Origin of the sequence: Rufibacter sp. LB8 (assembly GCF_014876185.1) — a bacterium.
Lineage (GTDB): Bacteria > Bacteroidota > Bacteroidia > Cytophagales > Hymenobacteraceae > Nibribacter.
Map to the genome: position 1 here is coordinate 1 of NZ_JADALJ010000001.1, position 20,377 is coordinate 20,377.

A 20,377-nucleotide genomic window follows, 5' to 3' on the forward strand; every position below is an offset into this window, starting at 1 on the left:
AGACTGTACAACCGTCTGGCATAACTGTTTACAGGTTATCAAAGACAATATAGGCGAGCAAAGCTACAAGACGTGGTTTGAGCCGATTGTGCCATTGTCTTTGGCCGGCAACGTCTTGACCATTCAGGTCCCCAGCCAGTTTTTCTATGAATGGCTGGAGGAGCATTACGTGGGCCTGCTCAAGAAAGTGGTCTACCAGGAGTTGGGCGGCGAAGGCCGTCTGGAATACTCCATCATAGTAGACCAGGGCAACGACCACAGCAAGCCGCAGACGGTTAACATACCAACCAAGAAAGTGCCCAGCGCCGTGGTGAATTCCTACAGCCCAGAGCGCTCTTTCCTGAAAAATCCGTTTGAAAGCAAGGCCATTGACCGGCACTTCTTCAACTCGCAGCTGAACCAGAGCTACACCTTTGAGAATTATATTGAAGGCGATTGCAATAGATTAGCGCGTTCTGCGGGCTACGCCGTGGCCAACAAACCCGGTACTACGTCTTTCAACCCGTTAATGGTGTATGGTGGCGTAGGTTTAGGCAAGACGCACTTGGTGCAGGCCATTGGCAACCACATCAAGACCAACAACCCAGACAAGTTTGTGCTGTACGTGTCCTCAGAGAAATTCGTGAACCAGTTCATTGAGTCTCTCAAGACCAACAACGTGCAGGATTTCGCCAATTTCTACCTGCTGGTAGATATTTTGATTATTGATGATGTGCAGTTCCTGAGCGGCAAAGAGAAAACCCAGGAAATGTTCTTCCACATCTTCAACCACTTGCACCAGAGCGGCAAGCAGATTGTAATGACCTCAGACTGTCCGCCGCGTGATTTGAAAGGCTTGGAAGAGCGTCTGTTGTCCCGTTTCAAATGGGGCCTCACTGCAGATTTGCAGAGCCCAGACTTTGAGACCCGCATGGCCATCATCTACAAAAAGATGCAGAGTGATGGTATTCACATTCCAGACAACGTGATTGAATACCTGGCTTACAGCGTAGACACCAACGTGCGGGAACTGGAAGGCGTCTTGATTTCTTTGATAGCCCAGTCTAGCCTGAACCGCAAGGAAATTGACCTGGAACTGGCCAAAGGCGCGCTTAAGCATATTATTGAAGACGTAGAGACCGAGGTAAACTTGGACTTCATCCAGAAAACCGTGGCCGAGTATTTCCAGGTGAGCCTGGATTCATTAAAAGCCAAAACCCGCAAGAAGGAGATTGTGACGGCCCGCCAGGTAGCCATGTACTTCGCGAAGGAATACACCGCGCACTCGCTCAAGTCTATCGGGTTCCATTTCGGGGGTCGTGACCACTCCACCGTGATTCACTCGGTGCAGACCGTCTCAGACATGATTGACACCGACAAAAAATTCAAAGCCTCCATTCAGGAACTACAGAAGAAGTTCAAGGTGAAAGCGGTGTAATCACCTTTGTTCACTGTCTACCCATGATTTCAAAAAAGGCCAAATACGCGCTCAAAGCCCTTCTCTACCTGGCGAAGCAGCATGACCGTGGCCTTGTGATGATTTCTGAAATTGCCACCGCTGAGCGTATTCCTCGCAAATTTCTGGAAGCCATTCTAGTAGACCTCAAGGTGCAGCAGATAGTACAAAGCACCCGCGGCAAGAATGGCGGCTACCTGCTGGTGAAAGACCCGGCTACCATTTCCGTGGGGAACGTGATACGCATGATTGACGGTCCATTGGCGCCCGTTCATTGCGTGAGTCATCTCTACTATAAGAAATGCGAGGAGTGCGTGGACGAGGCTACCTGTGAAATCAGACTCTTGATGAAGCGCGTGCGTGATGCAACCTGTGATATTTTAGATACTACCTTTCTGGCTAACTTCTCACAAGTGACGGCCTTGATGATTGAAGAAGAAGCCAATCAGATTTAATTCTTTCTTTTTTCTCCGTTTTCGGGCTCATTTCTGAAAACGAAGCCAAAAATAGCTTTTCCTTTTTCTAGTCATCCTTAGCTTGCGGCGCCACTTTTAACTCAAAAAATCATCCTGAGCCTGTAGAAGGGTCTAACGAAGATTCTTTCTGATGGATTAGTTGTGCGTGCAGATAACTTATCCGTTTGCCGTTGTTGTTATCACCAACGACCAAGACAGCGGTTCAACCAGTTTTTGTGCACGCAGTTTGCTTTCCTTCCAAACCGCCGTTTCATCCCTTGCCTCACAAGACCACCTTTTTCATAGCCCGGCTCCGAGCGCTCACGGCCGCGAGGCCCCGCCTTCCCCTCTCGCACTGCCCGTCTTGGCCAAATCTGTTCTTTGTCCTTAGCCCCAGCCATACAAGGCCAACCCGCGAGGCGCTCGATGGAAAGCCTGGAAACAGTGCGATGGTTAGGCAGTCTGCGTTTATTAAATTGGATAGATTGCGTTTTCAGGCTCTAAATTGGAAATGGAGGCGAAACTGCGAAATGCGTGTGCCGGTTGTAGAGACAAGGCACTGCCTTGTCTCTACGGTTGAGGTCACAACAGACGCCTGCTCAAAAGACCTCGTAGTGTGCGCAGCTCCTACGAGTGTCTCTGCCAATTCCGTTTTCGGGCTCTAAAATGGAAATAAAGCCGAAACTGGGTTTCCAACTGTAGAGACCAGGCACCGCCTTGTCTCCCACGCATGGCTTTCTGCTGCTCCCCACATTCCAAAAAAACTCCCCTCCTGTATTAGGAGGGGTTGGGGGTGGTCCATGTAGTACAAGATACTTTCCAGCTAAATAGAACACGCTTACTTCCTCACACCTATTCCATTCCTCACAAGAAAATCAACCAAACCAGCGGGCTGTTACCAACTCAATACTTTTTTGAAATAAGGATTGCGTTTTCAGTAATTGGTGCTTTTATTTGTCTACTTCATCTATAGAGATGGCCAAGGCAAACGAAAACGGGGAGAAGCCGTTGGAAGAACTCGGTAGAAAGACATTGTACCACGAAAGAAATTTAAAACTATGGCATTACGGTTAGGCGACATTGCGCCAGATTTTACAGCAGAAACCTCAGAAGGCACCATAAATTTCCATGAATGGATTGAAGGCAGCTGGGCGGTCCTGTTTTCGCATCCGCGTGATTATACGCCGGTGTGTACCACAGAATTGGGCGCAGTAGCCAAGATTAAAGGTGAATTTGACCGCCGCGGCGTGAAAGTGGCGGCCCTGAGCGTGGACCCCATTGACTCGCACCACGGCTGGATCCAGGACATCAATGAGACGCAGAACACCACCGTGAACTTCCCCATTATTGCCGACCCGGAGAAGAAAGTGGCCGATCTGTATGACATGATCCACCCCAACGCCAGCGACACGGCCACCGTGCGCTCTGTGTTTGTGATTGGCGCCGACAAAAAAGTGAAGCTGATTTTTACCTACCCGGCGTCTACGGGGCGTAACTTCGCGGAGATTCTGCGGGTGATTGACTCTTTGCAGCTGACCGCCAACCACAGCGTGGCCACGCCGGCCAACTGGGAAAATGGCCAGGACTGCGTGATTCTGCCGTCGGTGAAGCAGGAAGACGTGGAAGCAAAATTCCCGAAGGGCCATACCGTCATCAAGCCCTACCTGCGCACCACGCCGCAGCCAAACCTGGACTAATCTTCAGCTACTACTTAAAACAGAAAGGCCATCTCTTTGCAGGGATGGCCTTTCTGTTTTTGGCTTCGTTTCTGGAAATGAGCCCGAAAACGCTATGTAATGTTAACGCCGGTTATTGGTAGACGTGTCGGTAACCGGAATGTCATGTTTGCGGGCCACTTCGTTCAGTTTGTCTTTGACCAGGCGCTGGCTTTTGCGGGTGCTCACCAGTTTCAGTTCAATGCTGCACTTAGAGCCGTCGCGCATGGTAAAGCGGGCCTGCGTGTTGTTCATGTTAATGGCCGTGACATCTTGCAACGGAATGGCTATTTTCTTCTTGAAGTGCCCGCGTTTCTCCACCACATAGGCCGGTGTAATCTCTAAATAAGACTGCGTGCCGAACAATGAGGTGTTCTGCGCCAAAATGAAGACCAGGTAGCCCAGGGCTAGACCCAGAAAAATGTAATGGATAAAATGCCGGTCATTGGTGGCGTTGCCGGGTTCTGTGAAGACCAGGAAAAGCCCATAAGACAACCACAGCAGCACCAAGGCCAACTGCACCCCAAACGAAATTTTATGGTCACGTGATGGCCGCAACCCTACTCTAGCCAGTGATTTCATGCAAACGATGTATGCCGCAAAGATAGCAAAAATTTAATACCGCACGGGCGGTGGGTTAGCCTTTCAAAGTTGCTTTGAGTGTGATTTCAGGCACAGAGGCCAGCGCGCGTGAGATAGGGCAGCCTTCCTTGGCTTTCTGGGCTAGTTCCTGCAGTTTATCGTCAGACAGGCCGGGTACGGTGGCGTCACAGGTGAGGTCAATGCGGCTGATGAACGGGCCGGTGTCGTCTTTGCCCATGGAGATTTTGGCCGTGGTGTTTACCGAGGTGGCCGGGGTGCCGTCGCCTTCCAGCAACGCGCTCAGGAACATAGAATAACAGCCCGCGTGGGCAGCCGCAATCAGTTCTTCAGGGTTGGTGCCGGTCACGTCTTCCTCAAACCGTGAGCCAAACGAGAAACGTCCGTCCAGGGTGCCACTTTGACTTTTAATGGTGCCTTTTCCTTCTTTGAGGCCGCCTTCCCAGGTGGCTTGTCCAGTGTTGTTTGCCATAGTTGTAGGTGTTGTAGGTTTTATTGGTAGGTACTTGAATACGGGCCTTTAAGTTTACTTTGATTTCAGGGAGATCGATTTTCTAAACCTCGCCTTGTACAACAAATGCCAGCCCACGCGCTGGTGCTGGTGCTCAGACATCAACCGTAAATAAAAGAAGAATTTCCGTTTTGGGCTTCATTTTCAGAAATGAGCCCGAAAACGGCTTGGCCATTTTTTGGAAATGTACTGTGATGAGGAAAGGGGAAAGAAGGTTAAAAAGCCCGCTGCCTGGCACTAGTTCACGCTGAACAACTTTTTCTGGATGCTGAAGGAGAACTTGGAACCCACGCCCGGCTCAGATGAGATTTCAACCTCGCCGCCCAGCTTTTCTACCAGTTTCTTGACCGTAGAGAGGCCAATGCCGGTGCCCACATTCTCAGTGCGGCTTTTCCGGAAGGTTTGGAACACCCTGAAAATGCGTTTCTGGTGCGTGACCGGAATACCGCGGCCGTTGTCTTCCACGGTGAATTCGTAGCGGTGCGGGTGTTCCTTGAAATGCACGTCAATAATTCCCTGGCTTTTGTCATTGTACTGAATGGCGTTGCTGAACAGATTCAGGAAAATCTGCTGCAGCGCCGCCCGCGACGTGGTAATCTGCGGAAGGTTATTGGCGTAGTTGATGGTGATGTTGTCCGGCGGCGAGAGCAAATCCACCACTTCGGTTACCATCTGGCCCAGGTGAAAACTGCTGCTGAGCTGCGGCGTGAGCTCGGTTACTTTGGAGTATTCCAGCACGCCCGTCACCATCTGGAGCAAACGCTGCGCCGAGTCCTGTACCAGATGAATCAAGTGCCGGGCCGTTGGTTCCAGGTTGGCGTGGTGCTCCTGCAGGTTCTGGATCAGGCCGGTCATGTTCTGGAGCGGCGCCTTGAGGTCATGCGAAATCATGGCGGCATATGCGTCTAGCTGTTCATTGGCCTGCTGCAAGCTCTGGGCCTGGCCCTGCAACTGCTCCACCTGCTGCTGCAAGTCAACTTTTGCGCAAATCTGTTCGCCTAAGGCCTGCAACGCGGTTAGTTGCGCGGCAAGCAAAGTTTTAGGCCGAGCGTCCATGACCGTTAATATTCCCCAAACCTCACCCGCGGCAGTTGGCAGTGGCACAGACGCGTAAAAACCAACGGGCGGGAAGCCAGCCAACTTGTTTACTTGTGCCGTGCGCGTATCGGCCTGTATATTTTCCACCACCAGCACACGCAAGGGATCCTGTAAACTAAGCCCGAAAAGCGAGTTGGCCAAAGGTGTTTCCACGTTTTGGCCATTGACCAGCGTGGTGCAGTGTTGGCTTCCTGCGTCTATAAAAGAAACAAACGCGGCCTGGCTCTGGCAAATAGCCGCCGCCATGGCCGTGAACGCCTGAAGATCCTGAACGGGTAGAAATCCCACCGCAGCATTAGCCTGAAGCAGGCGAGGACCGGCGGTTTGCTCAGCGTGCGTAATTGGGATTGTCATATTCTTGAGTAAAATGGGGTAAAGCCTATTTATGGCGCAAGTTGGGTTTGTGATTCAGCAGGCTGGCTAATCTTTCTGAGGGGGGTAAGGCTATAACTCTAAATCTATACATTTGTTTTCCGCCGCAATTTACGGCTTTATCAGGCATGTTTTATAAAGCATACTGCATTTTCATGTACAGACATAAAACTATGTTGTTATAATTATACTTCCTTCTAAATAGCAGCAAATATCCCAGAAATTATAATTATGAATTGTTGGAATAATTATAATAATAAAAACTGAAATATATTTTTGACCGAAGTCCGTTTTTGGTCTCATTTCTGGAAACGAAGCCTAAAACAGAGTTTACGCAAGTGCTGGAAGATGGTCCTGCTTTGCCGGAGAGTTGTATCTTTACCTCTTGCCTCTGTAAACCAGCGAGTGCCCAGACCGTTCTCAGCAACGCGCGTGGGCTTACCGCTGCTTTGGAATTTCAAGAAAAAACCAGATGCACAAAGCCGAATTAGAGGTAGAAACAGACCTTTTCAGGACCACAGACCAAGACATATGGGAATAAAAGCAATGTTGAGCAAGCCGTTGGCCTCCTGGGCCAACGTACAGCAGCAGGCCTGGGTGGAACGCCCCAATGAAACGCAGCAGCAGGTGTTCAGGCAACTCATTAAAAAAGCAGCTACCACGGCATTCGGGAGAGACCATCATTTTCAGGACATACAGAACCACCTGGAGTTTAAACAGGCCGTGCCCGTGCGTGATTATGAGGCGCTACGCCCGTATTTTGACCGCGTGAAGGAAGGCGAGGCCAACGTGCTGTGGCCGGGCAAACCGCTGTATTTCGCCAAAACGTCTGGCACTACCTCGGGCACCAAATACATTCCCATTACGCCAGATTCCATTCCCAACCACATCAACGGCGGCAAGAACGCGCTGCTCAACTACATTCATGAAACGGGCCGGTCTCAGTTTCTCAACGGTAAACTGATTTTCCTGAGCGGGAGCCCCGTGCTGGAGCAGGTGGCGGGTATTAACACGGGGCGGCTGTCTGGCATTGTGAACCACCACGTGCCCTCTTATTTGCGCAAAAACCAACTGCCCAGCTATACCACCAACTGCCTGGAAGACTGGGAAACCAAGCTGGACGCCATTATTAACGAGACCATTGACCAACAGATGACCTTGATTTCGGGCATTCCGCCGTGGGTGCAGATGTACTTTGACAAAATCATGGCGCGCACCGGCAAGCAAATCAAAGACGTGTTCCCAGACTTCAACCTGTTTGTGTACGGGGGCGTGAACTTCGCGCCATACAAGGCCAAGCTGTTTGAGAGCATCGGCAGGAAAGTAGACTCTATTGAGACGTTTCCGGCGTCTGAGGGCTTTTTTGCGTACCAGAACGTGCAGGAAGACCCCAGCCTTTTGGTGCTGGCCAACAGCGGTATTTTCTTTGAGTTTGTGCCCGCCGATGAATTCCACCAACCCAATCCTACCCGCCTGGGCCTGGCCGAAGTGAAAACGGGCGTGAACTACGCGCTTATCGTTAACAGCAACGCCGGGCTCTGGGGCTATTCCATTGGCGACACCGTCAAGTTTACCTCGCTTTTTCCGCATAAGTTGGTGGTGAGCGGCCGGCTCAAGCATTTTATCTCGGCGTTTGGCGAGCACGTGATAGCCGAGGAGGTGGAAGGAGCCCTGCAAGACGCCATGGCCGAGTTTCCTGAGGTAGCCGTGACCGAGTTCACTGTGGCGCCCTTCGTGAGCCAAAATGAGGCGCCGTCTTACCATGAATGGCTGATTGCCTTTGACACGCCGCCGCATGACGCTGAGCGTTTTTCTAAAGCCCTCAACTGGCACCTGCGCAAGCGTAATTCCTATTATGATGACCTCATTACGGGGAATATTCTGGCCAACCTGAAAGTGACCGCCCTGCCGCCAGACGCCTTCCAACGTTACATGAAGGGCCTGGGCAAACTAGGCGGCCAGAACAAAGTGCCACGCCTGAGCAATGACCGTACCCTAGCCGATGGATTATTGGCGGTAATGGGGTAGATGAGTGGCATTGCGTTTTGGGGCTCATTTTCAGAAATGAGCCCCAAAACAGAAATAGTTTTTACGTTTAATCTCACCTTCAGAATCAAGCCTGATACCATTTCTTTTGTATGGAAATTCTCATTGTTGTCACGCTCACCTTATTGAACGGCTTCTTCGCGCTGTCAGAAATCTCCATTATTTCTGTGCGGAAGGACCGCATGAAGCGGAAGGCCATGGAAGGCAGCAAAAGCGCCCAGACGGTGCTGGACTTGCTGGCCGAGCCCGAGGATTTCCTGTCGGCGGTGCAGGTGGGCATTACGTTGATTGGGGTGGTGCTGGGGGCGTATGGCGGCGCGGCGCTCTCTGATGACATGCGGACCGTGCTGGTGCAGGTGCCGTTCCTGGCGCCGTACGCAGATACGCTCTCTATCATTATTGTAGTGGGCCTGATCACCTATTTCTCCATTGTGATAGGCGAACTCATTCCCAAAACCCTGGCCATGGGCAACAGTGAGCGCATTGCCCTGTTTGTGGCGCCCATCATTAAAGCCTTCACTAAAGCCACGTTGCCGCTGGTCAAACTGCTTTCTATCTCCACCAACCTGGTCATGAAACTGCTGCGCGTGAAAGTGGCCGAAGAGGAGAAAATGTCTGAGGAAGAACTTCGGCAGATCATTAAAACCGCCGGCAAGCAGGGCATTTTGGCCAAAGAGGAGACAGACCTGCACCAGAACATCTTCCATTATTCTGAGCAGCGGGCCAAGCACCTCAAAACCCACCGCATAGACGTGGAGTGGGTGAGCCTGCATGAGACCATGGAAGAAATAAAGGAGAAAATGCGCCTGAGCGCCCATTCCAAGTTTCCGGTGTATGACAAACGCCAGGACCAGGTGGTGGGCGTGCTGCACTCCAAAGACTTCTATGAGAACCTGCTCACCGACAAACTCCCGCTCCAGGGCCTGCTCAAGAAACCCATTTTTGTGCCTGAGACCATGTTTGCCAGCGCCGTGCTCAACTTGTTCAAAAACCATAAGCAGTACCTGGGCATTGTGGTAGATGAATTTGGGTCTGTGGAAGGCATTGTCACGCTCCATGACATTCTGGAAGCCATTGTGGGCGACATTCCGGACCTGGACGAGATACTGGAGAACACCTTTTTGGTAAGGGAAGACAAGTCCATATTGGTGAGCGGCAGCATGCCCATCAGAGACCTTAACCGCAAGCTGAAGCGGGAGTTCATCAAGAAGGACACGTCTGACTTTGAGACCCTGGCCGGCTTTGTGAGCCATTACCTCAACCGCCTCCCCGCCACCGGCGAAAAGTTTGTGTACAACAACTTTGAGATTGAAGTCATAGACCTGGACGGAAGCAAGATTGACAAACTGCTCCTCAAGGAAATCAAGGAATAGGATCACTCCGTTTTCGGGCTCATTTCTGGAAATGAGGGCAAAAACCGGAAAGTTATAGTTTTGAATATAAGGAGTTTATGCTGTTTTATATTGAGTTTTTCTATTATGCAGTAATTCAGAAGTCCTTACATAAAGGAAAAGACACTTATGACCATGGCCCTCGGCTTTTTTTCTTAATTGCATTCCTAAATTCTAGTACATTATTAGTATTTGCTTATTCAGTTTTTAGGAAATTTTTTGGAGAGATTGCTTTTGAGTTTGAATTAGCTTTTGGAGCTGGCTTGTTGTTGTCTACTTTGATAACGTATCTGCTTAAGAGACGGGAAGAAGCCATATTTTTAAAATTCAAAGGTGAAGACCTTTCTGATTCTTGGTGGTGGATTGCAATTTATTTAGCGTTCAGTACAGCGTTTTTTCTTATAGCATTGTTAAGGTTTTTATAGAAGTTTGGTGTCCAACCATGCAGCTTTTATTGCCTAATAGAGAAACTAAACATATACATCGAAATCAATTTTCGCCCAAACTCCCGTTTTTCCCCTAATTTCGCAAACGCAGCCCAAAAACGGGGTTAAGAAGAGTACATGAAGAAAAGAGTAGCCATTTTAGGCGCGACGGGTTCCATTGGGACACAGGCCTTGGACGTGATAAAAGCCCAGCCAGACGCCTTTGAGGTGGAGGTGCTCACGGCCCACAGCAACGCAGATTTATTGATTCAGCAGGCCATTGAATTTCAGCCCAACGCGGTGGTCATCACCAAAGACGAGTTGTATGAAACCGTGCGTGAGGCGCTGGCGTCGCACCCTATCAAGGTCTACGCCGGCATGAACGCCGTGAACAGCGTGGTAGAGATGGACTCCATTGACATTGTGCTCACTGCCATGGTGGGTTACGCCGGGCTGGAGTCTACCATCAAAGCCATTGAGGCGGGCAAGTCCATTGCGCTGGCGAACAAGGAAACGCTGGTGGTGGCCGGTCAACTGATCACGCAACTGGCGCGCGAGAAAGGCGTGAACATTTACCCCGTAGATTCTGAGCACAGCGCCATATTCCAATGCCTGGCCGGCGAATTCCACAACCCAATTGAGAAAATCATCTTGACCGCCTCGGGTGGTCCGTTCAGAGGCAAAGACCGAAACTTCTTACAGACGGTGACCAAGGCACAGGCGCTCAAGCACCCTAACTGGGACATGGGCGCTAAAATTACCATTGACTCGGCCTCCCTCATGAACAAGGGCCTGGAAGTGATGGAAGCCAAGTGGTTGTTCGGGCTCAAGAATGAACAGATTGAAGTAGTGGTGCATCCGCAATCTATTGTGCATTCGCTCGTTCAGTTTGAAGACGGTTCTTTGAAAGCGCAGCTGGGCCTGCCCGACATGAAATTGCCTATTCAGTATGCGCTGCATTACCCTAACCGGTTAAAATCTGATTTCCCGCGGTTCAGTTTCCTGGATTATCCCACACTCACGTTTGAGCAGCCAGATTTGGAGACCTTCCGCAACCTGGCCTTGGCCTACAGCGCCATGGAGAAAGGCGGAAACGCGCCGTGTGTGCTCAATGCGGCCAATGAAGTGGCGGTGGCGGCGTACCTGCGCGACGAGATCGGCTTTCTGGCTATGTCTGACCTCATTTCTGACTGTCTCGCCAAAGTTGCGTATATTGCCACGCCTTCGCTCAGTGACCTGGTGCACACAGACCAGGAGACCCGCCGAATGGCGCAGGAATTGGTGAACGGGTAAGCCGTTTTTCTTGCCCTAACCTTAGTTTAAAACAATTGCCTGGAGCCTGAGTTCTTCAGGTGTTTACCTCATAAGCGTTATAAATGGATGTTTTAGTAATGGCCGGCCAGTTAATTCTGGGGCTGACCATCTTAGTAGGAATACATGAATTGGGCCACATGCTCACCGCCAAATGGTTTGGCATGCGGGTTGAAAAATACGCCATCGGGTTTCCGCCCAAACTGGTGAGCAAGCAAGTAGGAGAGACCGAGTACATGATTGGCATGATTCCGCTGGGCGGTTTCGTGAAAATCTCCGGCATGGTAGATGAGTCCCTGGACACCGCCGCGCTGGCGCAGGAGCCGCAACCCTGGGAATTCAGGGCCAAACCAGCCTGGCAGCGCCTCATTGTCATGATGGGCGGTATTATCTTCAACGTGATCACGGGCATCATCATCTTCGCGGCGCTCACTTACATGTATGGCGAAAGCTATCTGTTGGCCAAAGACGTGAAATACGGCATTGTCACCAACCAGACCGCCAAACGCATTGGCCTGCAAGACGGTGACAAGATCATTGCCGTGAACGGAAAACCCATTGTGGAATTCAGTGACGCCGTTAGCCCAGATGTCTTATTGGGCAGCAACAGTACCTACACCGTGGATCGCAATGGCCAGCAGTTGGAGATTAAGATCCCCAATAACCTGATGGACCAACTCATTGACGAGGAGAAAACCACATTCATCATGCCCCGCGAGCCATTTATAGTAGAGCGCGTGCAGGCGGGTTCGCCGGCCTCTACAGTTGGCTTGCAGAAAGGTGACAAAATTGTGCGCATTGGCAACCAACCCATTCAGTTCTTTGACCAGTTGCAGGCGGCTTTAAAGCAAAGCGCGAACAAAACCATTCCTATTTCTGTGGAGCGTGAGGGGCAAACCTTCACTAAAAACGTGACCATTGAAGAGAACGGCACCCTGGGCTTCAACCCGAAGCCGTTGCTGCCCCGTGCCACCCGTGAGTATGGCCTGCTAGAGTCTATTCCGGCGGGTATGGATCGGGCCTACATGATCATCTCCACCCAGATCAAAGGGTTCGGGAAAATTTTCAGCGGCGAGGCGTCGGCTTCCAAATCCATTGGCGGCCCTATGATGATTGCCCAAACCTTCGGCGGTGACTTCTCCTGGATTAACTTCTGGACCATCACGGCCATGTTGTCCATGGTGCTGGCGTTCATGAACTTCCTGCCCATTCCGGCCCTGGACGGTGGCCACGTTATGTTCCTGACTTATGAAATGATCTCGGGACGCAAGCCCTCAGACAAGTTCCTGGAGAACGCGCAGAAAGTAGGCATGGTGTTGCTGTTGGCCTTAATGGCCTTCGCTATTGGCAATGACTTCTTCAAGTTGCTGTTTAAGTAAGCGATTTTGATTTAAAAAATATAAGGAGAAGGCGCTTTTGGCGTCTTTCTCTGTTTTACACCCACAGACTATGCCACAGAAAGCGAAAGGAATACTAGGGTTGATACTTGGCCTTCTGTTGGCTTTGCCGGCCTGGGCGCATGAATTCCACACCAGCATTACAGACGCCCGCTACAACCCCAAAACCCAAACGTTTGAACTAGCGGTCCGTGTTTTCGCTGATGACCTGGAGGAAGCCCTGAGCCGCCGCGCCAAAACCGTGGTGCGCCTGGACCGTTCCGCCCGCGTGAACCAGCTGATTGCTGAGTACGTGCAAGCCCATCTTTCCATCTCCGCCGCCAAAGGCAAGAAACCTGTACATAAATTCATAGGTGTACAGGAAGAAGCCGATGCCCTCTGGATTTACGTGGAGATTCCGGCGGGTCAAGTTCCCGCTGGGCAAGTCTATGTGCAGAATGCTTTATTAATGGAGGTGTTCACAGACCAGACCAATATTGTGAATGTAGAGGTAGGCGGCAAGAAGCGCTCCGTCCTTTCCCGCGCCGGGGAATCACAGCATGTGGTGGGTTTGTAAGAAGAAGTAACTGTGGGTTAATTGTAGATATTAGAATAGCTCCCTTTTCATCCTGAGCAGCACTCTTCGCCACTTCCTGCTGTCATCCTGAGCTTGTCGAAGGATCTAACGAAGCGTGATGCTTTGATTAAATTTCACTTTCTCCCCGCCGTCTTCGCCGTTGTTGGTGTTCTCACTGAAAACCTGAATTGCGTTCCCAGTTGCTATTTCTGTGCACGCAATTTGCCTTCCTTCCAAATTTCTGTTTGCTCCTGAGTTCTACAAGACGGCCTTTTCCATAGCTGGGCTCCGAGCGCTCACGGCCGCGATGCCCCGCCTTCCCCTCTCGCGCTGTACCAGCTTCCTGACGCCTTCGGCACCCGCCTGGCGGCGACGGAACCTGCTTAGGCGCTCGATGGAAAGGCTGGAAAAAGGTGCATGAGGCAGTCTGCGTTTTGGGCATCAGCAGTGCCGCCTGCTCAAAAGACCTCACAGGTTTTGGAAACCTGTGAGGTCTGCGCCAATTGCGTTTTGGGGCTCTGGATTGGAAATAGGGGCGAAAATGCAAGTATCCTTTCCTAGTAAACAACCCTGCCGCAAGTTTAGCGACAGCGTAACTTGTGGTAACCCACTTGGTCAGTTTATCAACTGACGTGAGTTTATAAACTCACAACATGCTAAGCCACAAGTTACGCTGTCGCTAAACTTGCGGCAGTAACTACTGTAGAGACCAGGCACTGCCTTGTCTCTAACGCATTGCTCTCTTTTGCAGCTACGCATTCCAGATACTCCCCCTTTGAAGGGGGCGAAGGGGGATGTTTACAATAGCTGAATATTTGCGTTTCATTCACACGCCTGCTCACAAGACCTCATAACGCACGCAGCTCTTACGCGTGCCTCTGCCTAGTCCTAAGCATTCCAAAAAAACTCCCCTCTCCATTGGGGAGGGATTGGGGGTGGGGCTTCCCTGTCTTATGATGGGCCGGGGGTGGTGAAACTACAGAACCAATTCCTGTTTTCGGCTCCACTTCCTAAACAGAGCCCGAAAACGGTTACCAGTCGCCGGTGCCGTTGTCGCCGCCTACGGGTTTGGGTCTAATCAACTTGAATTCCACACGGCGGTTCACGGCACGGTCTTCCAGGGTAACTTCGGGTTTGATGGGTTCTGAGCTGCCTTTGCCAATGGCGTCAATGCGGCCGGGCGCCAGCTTGCCCTTTTCCTCAATGTACCGCTGAATGGAGAAGGCCCGCCACTGCGATAGTTCTTGGTTGGCATTGGGGTCGCCGCTGGCATCTGTGTGGCCTTCAATGCTTAATCTGATCTGCGGGTGGTCCACCATAAACAGCACAATGCGGTCAAGTGTATTTTTCATGTGGTCCTTAATGTCGGCTTTGCCTTCGTCAAACTCCAGGTTCTTGAAAATAAGCGGAATGCTGTAGTCTATGAGCGTGGTCATGATTTTCAAGACGGTGTCATTCTTGAGGTCAATCTCTTTCTCAATGGAGAAGAAATCGGGGCTCTGAATCAGCATCATGTAGCGGCTGTTGTCAATGAGGTCAAAGTCAAAGGAACCGTCTTCGCGCAGGTATTTAGACGCCACCTCAATGCCGTTGTCCAGGTCAATGATGGAGATGATGCCGTTGAGCGGTTTGTTGGTGATGGAGTCGGTGAGCACCCCTGTGAGTTTGGTCACTGCGAGGGGGTGCGCCTCCATGGGCAGCGGGAACGAATACAAATCTAGGTTCTTGAGGTCTTTGGGCTCTGAGCGCGCGTAATACAGGTTGGTGGAGGCCGAATTGATGGTGAAGTAATACTCGCTGCCTTTGCCGTTCACCAGCGGACCCACGTTGCGCGGTTCCTGCCAGTTGCCGTTCACGCGGTAGGTCTTGTAGATGTCAAAATCCCCGAAATTGAGCAATTGCCCCCTGGAACTGAAATATAATACTTGATGCAAAGGGTGAAAATATGGGCTCACTTCGCTTTCCCGGGTGTTTACCACAGGTCCCAAATTCTGCGCGGGACCCCACATGCCATTTCTGAGTTTGGCGGTGAAGTAAATGTCAGAGAGGCCAAAGCCGCCAATCCGGTCAGAGGCGAAATACAAGGTGTCTTCAGACGGGGACAGGGACGGTTGCGAATCCCAGGCCTTGCTGTTCACTGAGGCACCAAGGTTCTTGATCTGGCCCCAGGAGCCGTCGGCTAATTTCACGGCCTGGTAGAGGTCACAGTTGCCAAAACCGTCGGGGCTGTCACAGCGCGCGAAGAACATGGTCTTGCCGTCGCGGCTCAGGCAGGCAGAACCTTCGTTGTAAATGCTGTTGATGGGTTTGCCGAACGATTGGGCCGCAGTCCAGAACCCGTTTTCATATTTGGAAAAATACAGGTCTTCGTCGGTGCCGCGGGCTTTGTTGTTCTTGCGGCGCGAAGTATAGATGAATACGTCTTCATCGGCGTGTACGGTGGGGCCGTAATCTTCGTCTTTGGAGTTGATGGACTCGCCCATGTTGGTGTACACGCCGCGCGGCGGTTTGTAGGTGTTCACAGATTTGCGGTACTCCACCAGTTCATAGTAATACTCCAGGGGCACGTACAGATCCTTGTTTTTCTCTTCCAGAGAATCATAGTAAAGCTGAATCTGGCGCACGTCTGTGCGGTGGTGCTTGAGCACCAGCCGGTAATAGGCAATGGCTTTTTGGCGCTGGCCCTCGCGTTCATACAGCTGGCCCAGACGCCACAGCAGCTTGGTGTCTTTGTAGAAATTCTCTATGCCAAAATTACCCACGTACTCCTCCAGCAGGGGCATTACTTTTTCCCAGTTCTGCCGTTGCTCCAGCTTTTGTATTTGCGCCAGTTTGCCTTTGTGGAAGTAATAAGGCGTTTCATTGATGTTGGGGAAATCCAGCACCAGTTCGGCGGCCGGAAGCTTCTTGCGCAAAGAGTCTGAGACGGGTTTCTGCTTCAGCCGCAACAGATTCTTGGTTTGCCCCAGCGTGACAGAACCAGTGGCGCACAGAAGAAAAAAGCAGAGGAACAGGCGAAACATACAGATTTGGGCGAACAGGTGTAAGCGGCCAACCCACGGTTAGCAGTACCAAATATACTCCTTTCTGTATCTAATTATAAAAGAAAGCTGCAAGATTTGCCCCGCTACATTGGCACAGGTCTTGAGAAGTATATATCTTCAAGGCAAACTGTTGAAAAGAAGGGAGAGATGCTGCCAAATTGGCACCTCCAGAGACGTTTTTTATGAATTATACCCAAGAGAATCTATTACAGCAACTCATGTTGTCTGATTTGTCTGACGATGGTAATGGCGAGTTGATTTCCATTATCACCACAGAACTGGAAGACGGTGAGGGCGCTGAAAAAAATAAACCAGAAATTTTATCGCTTTTACCGGTCCGCAACACGGTGCTTTTCCCGGGCGTGGTGATTCCCATTACCGTGAGCCGGAAGAAATCTGTGCGCCTGGTGCGCAAAGCCTACCGCGGCGACAAAACCGTGGGCGTGGTGGCGCAGAAGAACATGTCCGCCGAGGACCCGTCGCCGGAAGATTTGTACACGGTGGGCACCATGGCCAAGATTCTGAAGATGCTGGTGCTGCCCGACGGCAATACCACCATCATCATACAAGGGCAAAGCCGGTTCAAGGTAGAGGAAATAGTGCAGGAAGACCCGTTCATGACGGCCAAAGTGTCTTACTGCCCCGAAGTGTTCCCCAACAAAACCAGCAAAGAAGTGAAAGCCTTGGTGCAGTCCCTGCAAGAGGCGGCCGCTAAAATCTTAAAGCTGAACCCCGAGATTCCGCAGGAAGCCCAGGTGGCCCTTGACAACATTGACAGCCCCAGTTTCCTGACCCATTTTCTGTCCAGCAACATCAACGTGGAAGTGGCCCAGAAGCAGAAACTGCTGGAAATCAACGACGGTGTGGAGCGTGGCACTACGTTACTGCAGTTGATGATGCGCGAAATCCAGATGCTGGAGATCAAGCAAGAAATTCACAGCAAGGTACACATTGACATAGACGAGCAGCAGCGCGACTATTTCTTGCGTCAGCAAATCAAAGTCTTGCAAGACGAGTTGGGTATGGACGGCCCGGAGCAGGAAGTGGAGAAAATGCGTGCCACCGCCCTCAAGAAAAAATGGCCCGAAGCCGTCGCCAAGCATTTCAACAAAGAATTGGACAAACTGGGCCGCAGCAATCCGCAGAGTGCAGAATACCCAATCGCCCTCAATTACTGCGAGTTCCTGCTGGACTTACCCTGGAGCGACTATACCAAAGACAACTTCAACCTCAAGCGCACCAAGAAAATTCTGGACGCCGACCATTATGGCCTGGAGAAAGTGAAAGAGCGCATTCTGGAGTATTTGGCCGTTTTAAAGCTGAAAAACGACATGAAAGCGCCTATTCTCTGCCTATACGGACCTCCGGGCGTTGGGAAAACCTCGCTGGGCCGGTCTGTAGCGAAAGCTTTGGGTAGAAAATATGTGCGCATTGCCTTGGGCGGCGTACGTGATGAAGCTGAAATCAGAGGTCACCGCAAAACCTACGTGGGTGCCATGCCGGGCCGGATCATCAGCCAGATTAAGAAAGTGGGCTCGTCTAATCCGGTCATGATTCTGGACGAAGTGGACAAGCTCAACTCAGACCACCGTGGCGACCCGTCTAGCGCGTTACTGGAAGTATTGGACCCGGAGCAGAACCATACCTTCGCAGACAATTACCTGGAAGTGGAATATGACTTGTCTAAAGTTCTGTTCATCGCCACTGCTAACTCACTGGATACCATTCATCCCGCCTTGCGTGACCGCATGGAGATTATTGAGGTGACGGGCTACACCATTGAAGAAAAGATTGAGATTGCCAAACGCCATTTAATCTCTAAACTCAAGGAAGACCACGGCCTCAAAGCCAAAGACGTGGCTTTGTCTACGGGCGCAATTCAGAAGGTGATTGAAGACTATACCCGCGAGTCTGGCGTTAGAAATCTGGAGCGGAAATTGGGCGCCGTCATCAGGAACATTGCCAAATCCAAAGCCATGGAAGAGGAGTTCCCGGCCAAACTGGAAGCCAAAGACGTGCTACGTATTCTGGGCCCGGAGATTTTCGACAAAGACATGTACCAGGACAATGAAACTGCGGGCGTGGTGACAGGTTTGGCCTGGACTTCTGTGGGTGGTGACATCCTGTTCATTGAATCTCTGTTGAGCCGCGGCAAAGGAAAAATAACCCTGTCTGGTCAATTGGGGGACGTGATGAAAGAATCTGCTATGACTGCCGTTTCTTATTTACGCGCCCGCGCCGATGAATTGGGCATTGATTACCGCTTGTTTGACCAATATGACCTGCACATCCACTTCCCCGAAGGGGCGGTGCCGAAGGACGGGCCAAGCGCCGGGATTGCCATTTTTACGTCCATTGCCTCTGTGTTTACGCAACGCAAGGTGCGTAGTCATTTGGCCATGACCGGCGAGATTACGCTGCGCGGCAAAGTGTTGCCGGTGGGTGGAATCAAAGAGAAAATTTTGGCGGCCAAACGCGCGGGCATTACAGACGTGATTCTCTGCCAGAAAAACCGCAAAGATGTGAACGAGATTGCTGCGCACTACATTGCCGGCCTCAACATTCACTACGTGGACCGCGTGGACGAAGTATTGGAATTTGCGCTGCTGCCAGAGAAAGTGGCCAAGCCGCTGGAACTGAAAGTGCGCGAAGAAGAGAAACTGGCCAAGGCTGAAGTGTGATTTTCCTGTTGCCGGATAATTTAGCTTGAAGTAGTTCTACTTTTGCTGATTTTCTACCTTTCCCGAGTGATGGAAACAATCAGCAATTAACAATCAACAATTCACCCGTTTTCGGGCTCAATTTTCAAAACGCATGCAAAAACGCATCTTCCTGTTGGGGCTGTTGGTAATGGCCGCGGTTCAAGTGGTCCAGGCCCAGATGGGAGGGCGGTACGCGTTCCGGTTTCTGGAGGTCCCCACACATGCGCGGCAGGCGGCCCTGGGCGGCGTGAACATCTCGTCGGGTTTGGAGGAAGTGAACGCGGTGAGCGCCAACCCCGCGCTCATGCAAGGCAAAACCAACAATCTGCTGTCGTTCACCTACCTGAATTACCTGGCAGACGTTGGCCAGAGCAACTTCCAGTACGTATTTGAAAGCCCCAAACTTGGCCGGAATGCTGTTGGCGTGCAATACCTGAACTATGGCGACTTCACCCAGACCAATGCCGCGGGCGAGGAGGAAGGTACGTTTAATGTGCGGGATTATGCCATCACGCTGTCGCATGCCGCTACCATTGAAACGTTCACGCTGGGCGCCACCGCCAAAGTAGCCGTCTCCAGCATTGCAGGCGATCAGGCCGTGGCCACCGCCGTTGATTTGGGCGGTACCTTCAAACACCCCGAACAGGATTTTATAGTGGGTCTGGCCATTAAAAACCTGGGTGTGATGGTGAAGCCCTACGGCAATGGCGAGCGCGAAGACTTGCCGCTGGACATTCAATTAGGAGCCAGCTACAAACCTGAGCACGCGCCTTTCCGGCTGTCGCTCACGGCGCATAACCTGCACCGCTTTGATATTGTCTACCTAGACCCTGCCAAGAAGGGCGCCATCAACGAGAACAACGAGGAGGTGAAGGAAGAGAAAACCTTTACAGATAAGCTGGCGCGCCACTTTGTGGTGGGCGGCGAATTTCTGCTGGGGCAAGGCTTCAACCTGCGCGCCGGCTACAACCATTTGCGCCGTAAAGAACTGGTGGTGGAGAACGTGGGCGGCATGGCGGGTTTCTCCTTTGGGGCGTCCATCAAAATCAGCGCCCTTCGGTTTGACTACACGTACGCCAATTTCCACGTGGCCGGGGCCAGCAACTACATCACTTTAACCGCTGATTTGAACCGTTTCCTGAAGAAGAAATTGGACTGATTTGCCTCCCCCGTTTGTCATCCTGAAAGGATCTTGTGGGCGAACTAGACAGACCTTAGCAACAAATAAAACTCCGTTTTTGGCTTCATTTCTGAAAATGAGGCCAAAAACGGAAAGTAAGTAGGACCAGTTGTTGGAGTCATTTCTAACAACTTTTTTA

15 protein-coding genes are annotated in these 20,377 nt (G+C 51.3%); 11 read left to right on the forward strand and 4 right to left on the reverse strand.

The window, feature by feature from the left end:
* The 3 genes from dnaA to IMY23_RS00015 all read left to right on the forward strand — a co-directional run.
* Positions 1-1,417: chromosomal replication initiator protein DnaA (gene dnaA, locus IMY23_RS00005; protein WP_192820073.1), on the forward strand; the 1,417-nt coding region annotated here is incomplete at its 5' end.
* Positions 1,418-1,440: 23 nt separating this feature from the next.
* On the forward strand, positions 1,441-1,890 hold the full coding sequence (locus tag IMY23_RS00010; protein ID WP_192820074.1) for an Rrf2 family transcriptional regulator: 450 nt from the start codon (positions 1,441-1,443) through the stop codon (positions 1,888-1,890).
* Between the two features lie 1,058 nt (positions 1,891-2,948).
* Positions 2,949-3,587, forward strand: a complete 639-nt coding sequence (locus tag IMY23_RS00015; RefSeq protein ID WP_192820075.1) for a peroxiredoxin — start codon at positions 2,949-2,951, stop codon at positions 3,585-3,587.
* 102 nt (positions 3,588-3,689) lie between these two features.
* On the opposite strand, the gene IMY23_RS00020 is transcribed toward IMY23_RS00015, so the two are convergent.
* The 3 genes from IMY23_RS00020 to IMY23_RS00030 all read right to left on the reverse strand — a co-directional run bounded on the left by IMY23_RS00020 (position 3,690) and on the right by IMY23_RS00030 (position 6,168).
* Positions 3,690-4,187: a hypothetical protein gene (locus IMY23_RS00020; RefSeq protein WP_192820076.1), complete on the reverse strand. Its 498-nt coding sequence runs from the start codon at positions 4,185-4,187 to the stop codon at positions 3,690-3,692.
* Positions 4,188-4,242: 55 nt separating this feature from the next.
* Entirely contained in the window at positions 4,243-4,677 is a 435-nt protein-coding gene (locus IMY23_RS00025; protein ID WP_192820077.1) for an OsmC family protein, read from the reverse strand.
* A gap of 276 nt (positions 4,678-4,953) precedes the next feature.
* A complete protein-coding gene (locus tag IMY23_RS00030; RefSeq protein ID WP_192820078.1) occupies positions 4,954-6,168 on the reverse strand; it encodes an ATP-binding protein in 1,215 nt (404 codons plus the stop codon).
* A 549-nt stretch (positions 6,169-6,717) separates the two neighbouring features.
* On the opposite strand from IMY23_RS00030, the gene IMY23_RS00035 reads away from it, so the two are divergent.
* From IMY23_RS00035 to IMY23_RS00060, 6 genes are all read left to right on the forward strand, one after another.
* Complete coding sequence (locus IMY23_RS00035; protein ID WP_192820079.1) at positions 6,718-8,214, forward strand: GH3 auxin-responsive promoter family protein; 1,497 nt, start codon at positions 6,718-6,720, stop codon at positions 8,212-8,214.
* Positions 8,215-8,324: 110 nt separating this feature from the next.
* Positions 8,325-9,605, forward strand: coding sequence for a hemolysin family protein (locus tag IMY23_RS00040; protein ID WP_192820080.1), 1,281 nt, complete (start codon positions 8,325-8,327; stop codon positions 9,603-9,605).
* Between the two features lie 77 nt (positions 9,606-9,682).
* The gene (locus tag IMY23_RS00045; RefSeq protein ID WP_192820081.1) at positions 9,683-10,048 is read left to right on the forward strand and encodes a hypothetical protein; all 366 of its coding nucleotides are present in this window, start codon (positions 9,683-9,685) and stop codon (positions 10,046-10,048) included.
* 138 nt (positions 10,049-10,186) lie between these two features.
* Entirely contained in the window at positions 10,187-11,341 is a 1,155-nt protein-coding gene (locus IMY23_RS00050) for a 1-deoxy-D-xylulose-5-phosphate reductoisomerase (RefSeq protein WP_192820082.1), read from the forward strand.
* Between the two features lie 83 nt (positions 11,342-11,424).
* Positions 11,425-12,738: an RIP metalloprotease RseP gene (gene rseP / locus IMY23_RS00055; protein WP_192820083.1), complete on the forward strand. Its 1,314-nt coding sequence runs from the start codon at positions 11,425-11,427 to the stop codon at positions 12,736-12,738.
* A 70-nt stretch (positions 12,739-12,808) separates the two neighbouring features.
* A complete protein-coding gene (locus IMY23_RS00060) occupies positions 12,809-13,312 on the forward strand; it encodes a DUF6702 family protein (RefSeq protein ID WP_192820084.1) in 504 nt (167 codons plus the stop codon).
* Positions 13,313-14,343: 1,031 nt separating this feature from the next.
* Here IMY23_RS00060 and IMY23_RS00065 read toward each other — a convergent pair.
* On the reverse strand, positions 14,344-16,335 hold the full coding sequence (locus tag IMY23_RS00065) for an OmpA family protein (RefSeq protein WP_192820085.1): 1,992 nt from the start codon (positions 16,333-16,335) through the stop codon (positions 14,344-14,346).
* A gap of 203 nt (positions 16,336-16,538) precedes the next feature.
* Here IMY23_RS00065 and lon point away from each other — a divergent pair, with 203 nt between their 5' ends.
* Together lon and porQ are read left to right on the forward strand one after the other, a co-directional pair.
* Positions 16,539-19,037 carry an endopeptidase La gene (gene lon / locus IMY23_RS00070; protein ID WP_192820086.1) on the forward strand — a complete coding sequence of 833 codons (2,499 nt, stop codon included), beginning with the start codon at positions 16,539-16,541 and terminating at the stop codon, positions 19,035-19,037.
* 133 nt (positions 19,038-19,170) lie between these two features.
* Entirely contained in the window at positions 19,171-20,217 is a 1,047-nt protein-coding gene (gene porQ, locus IMY23_RS00075) for a type IX secretion system protein PorQ (protein WP_192820087.1), read from the forward strand.
* The last annotated feature ends 160 nt before the right edge of the window (positions 20,218-20,377 follow it).

Excerpts from the sequence above, each read along its gene's own strand:
- IMY23_RS00010 (WP_192820074.1), top strand. The coding sequence starts at position 1,441 with ATGATTTCAAAAAAGGCCAAATACGCGCTCAAAGCCCTTCTCTACCTG.
- IMY23_RS00015 (WP_192820075.1), top strand. The coding sequence starts at position 2,949 with ATGGCATTACGGTTAGGCGACATTGCGCCAGATTTTACAGCAGAAACC.
- IMY23_RS00020 (WP_192820076.1), bottom strand. The coding sequence starts at position 4,187 with ATGAAATCACTGGCTAGAGTAGGGTTGCGGCCATCACGTGACCATAAA.
- IMY23_RS00025 (WP_192820077.1), bottom strand. The coding sequence starts at position 4,677 with ATGGCAAACAACACTGGACAAGCCACCTGGGAAGGCGGCCTCAAAGAA.
- IMY23_RS00030 (WP_192820078.1), bottom strand. The coding sequence starts at position 6,168 with ATGACAATCCCAATTACGCACGCTGAGCAAACCGCCGGTCCTCGCCTG.
- IMY23_RS00035 (WP_192820079.1), top strand. The coding sequence starts at position 6,718 with ATGGGAATAAAAGCAATGTTGAGCAAGCCGTTGGCCTCCTGGGCCAAC.
- IMY23_RS00040 (WP_192820080.1), top strand. The coding sequence starts at position 8,325 with ATGGAAATTCTCATTGTTGTCACGCTCACCTTATTGAACGGCTTCTTC.
- IMY23_RS00045 (WP_192820081.1), top strand. The coding sequence starts at position 9,683 with ATGCTGTTTTATATTGAGTTTTTCTATTATGCAGTAATTCAGAAGTCC.
- IMY23_RS00050 (WP_192820082.1), top strand. The coding sequence starts at position 10,187 with ATGAAGAAAAGAGTAGCCATTTTAGGCGCGACGGGTTCCATTGGGACA.
- rseP (WP_192820083.1), top strand. The coding sequence starts at position 11,425 with ATGGATGTTTTAGTAATGGCCGGCCAGTTAATTCTGGGGCTGACCATC.
- IMY23_RS00060 (WP_192820084.1), top strand. The coding sequence starts at position 12,809 with ATGCCACAGAAAGCGAAAGGAATACTAGGGTTGATACTTGGCCTTCTG.
- IMY23_RS00065 (WP_192820085.1), bottom strand. The coding sequence starts at position 16,335 with ATGTTTCGCCTGTTCCTCTGCTTTTTTCTTCTGTGCGCCACTGGTTCT.
- lon (WP_192820086.1), top strand. The coding sequence starts at position 16,539 with ATGAATTATACCCAAGAGAATCTATTACAGCAACTCATGTTGTCTGAT.
- porQ (WP_192820087.1), top strand. The coding sequence starts at position 19,171 with ATGCAAAAACGCATCTTCCTGTTGGGGCTGTTGGTAATGGCCGCGGTT.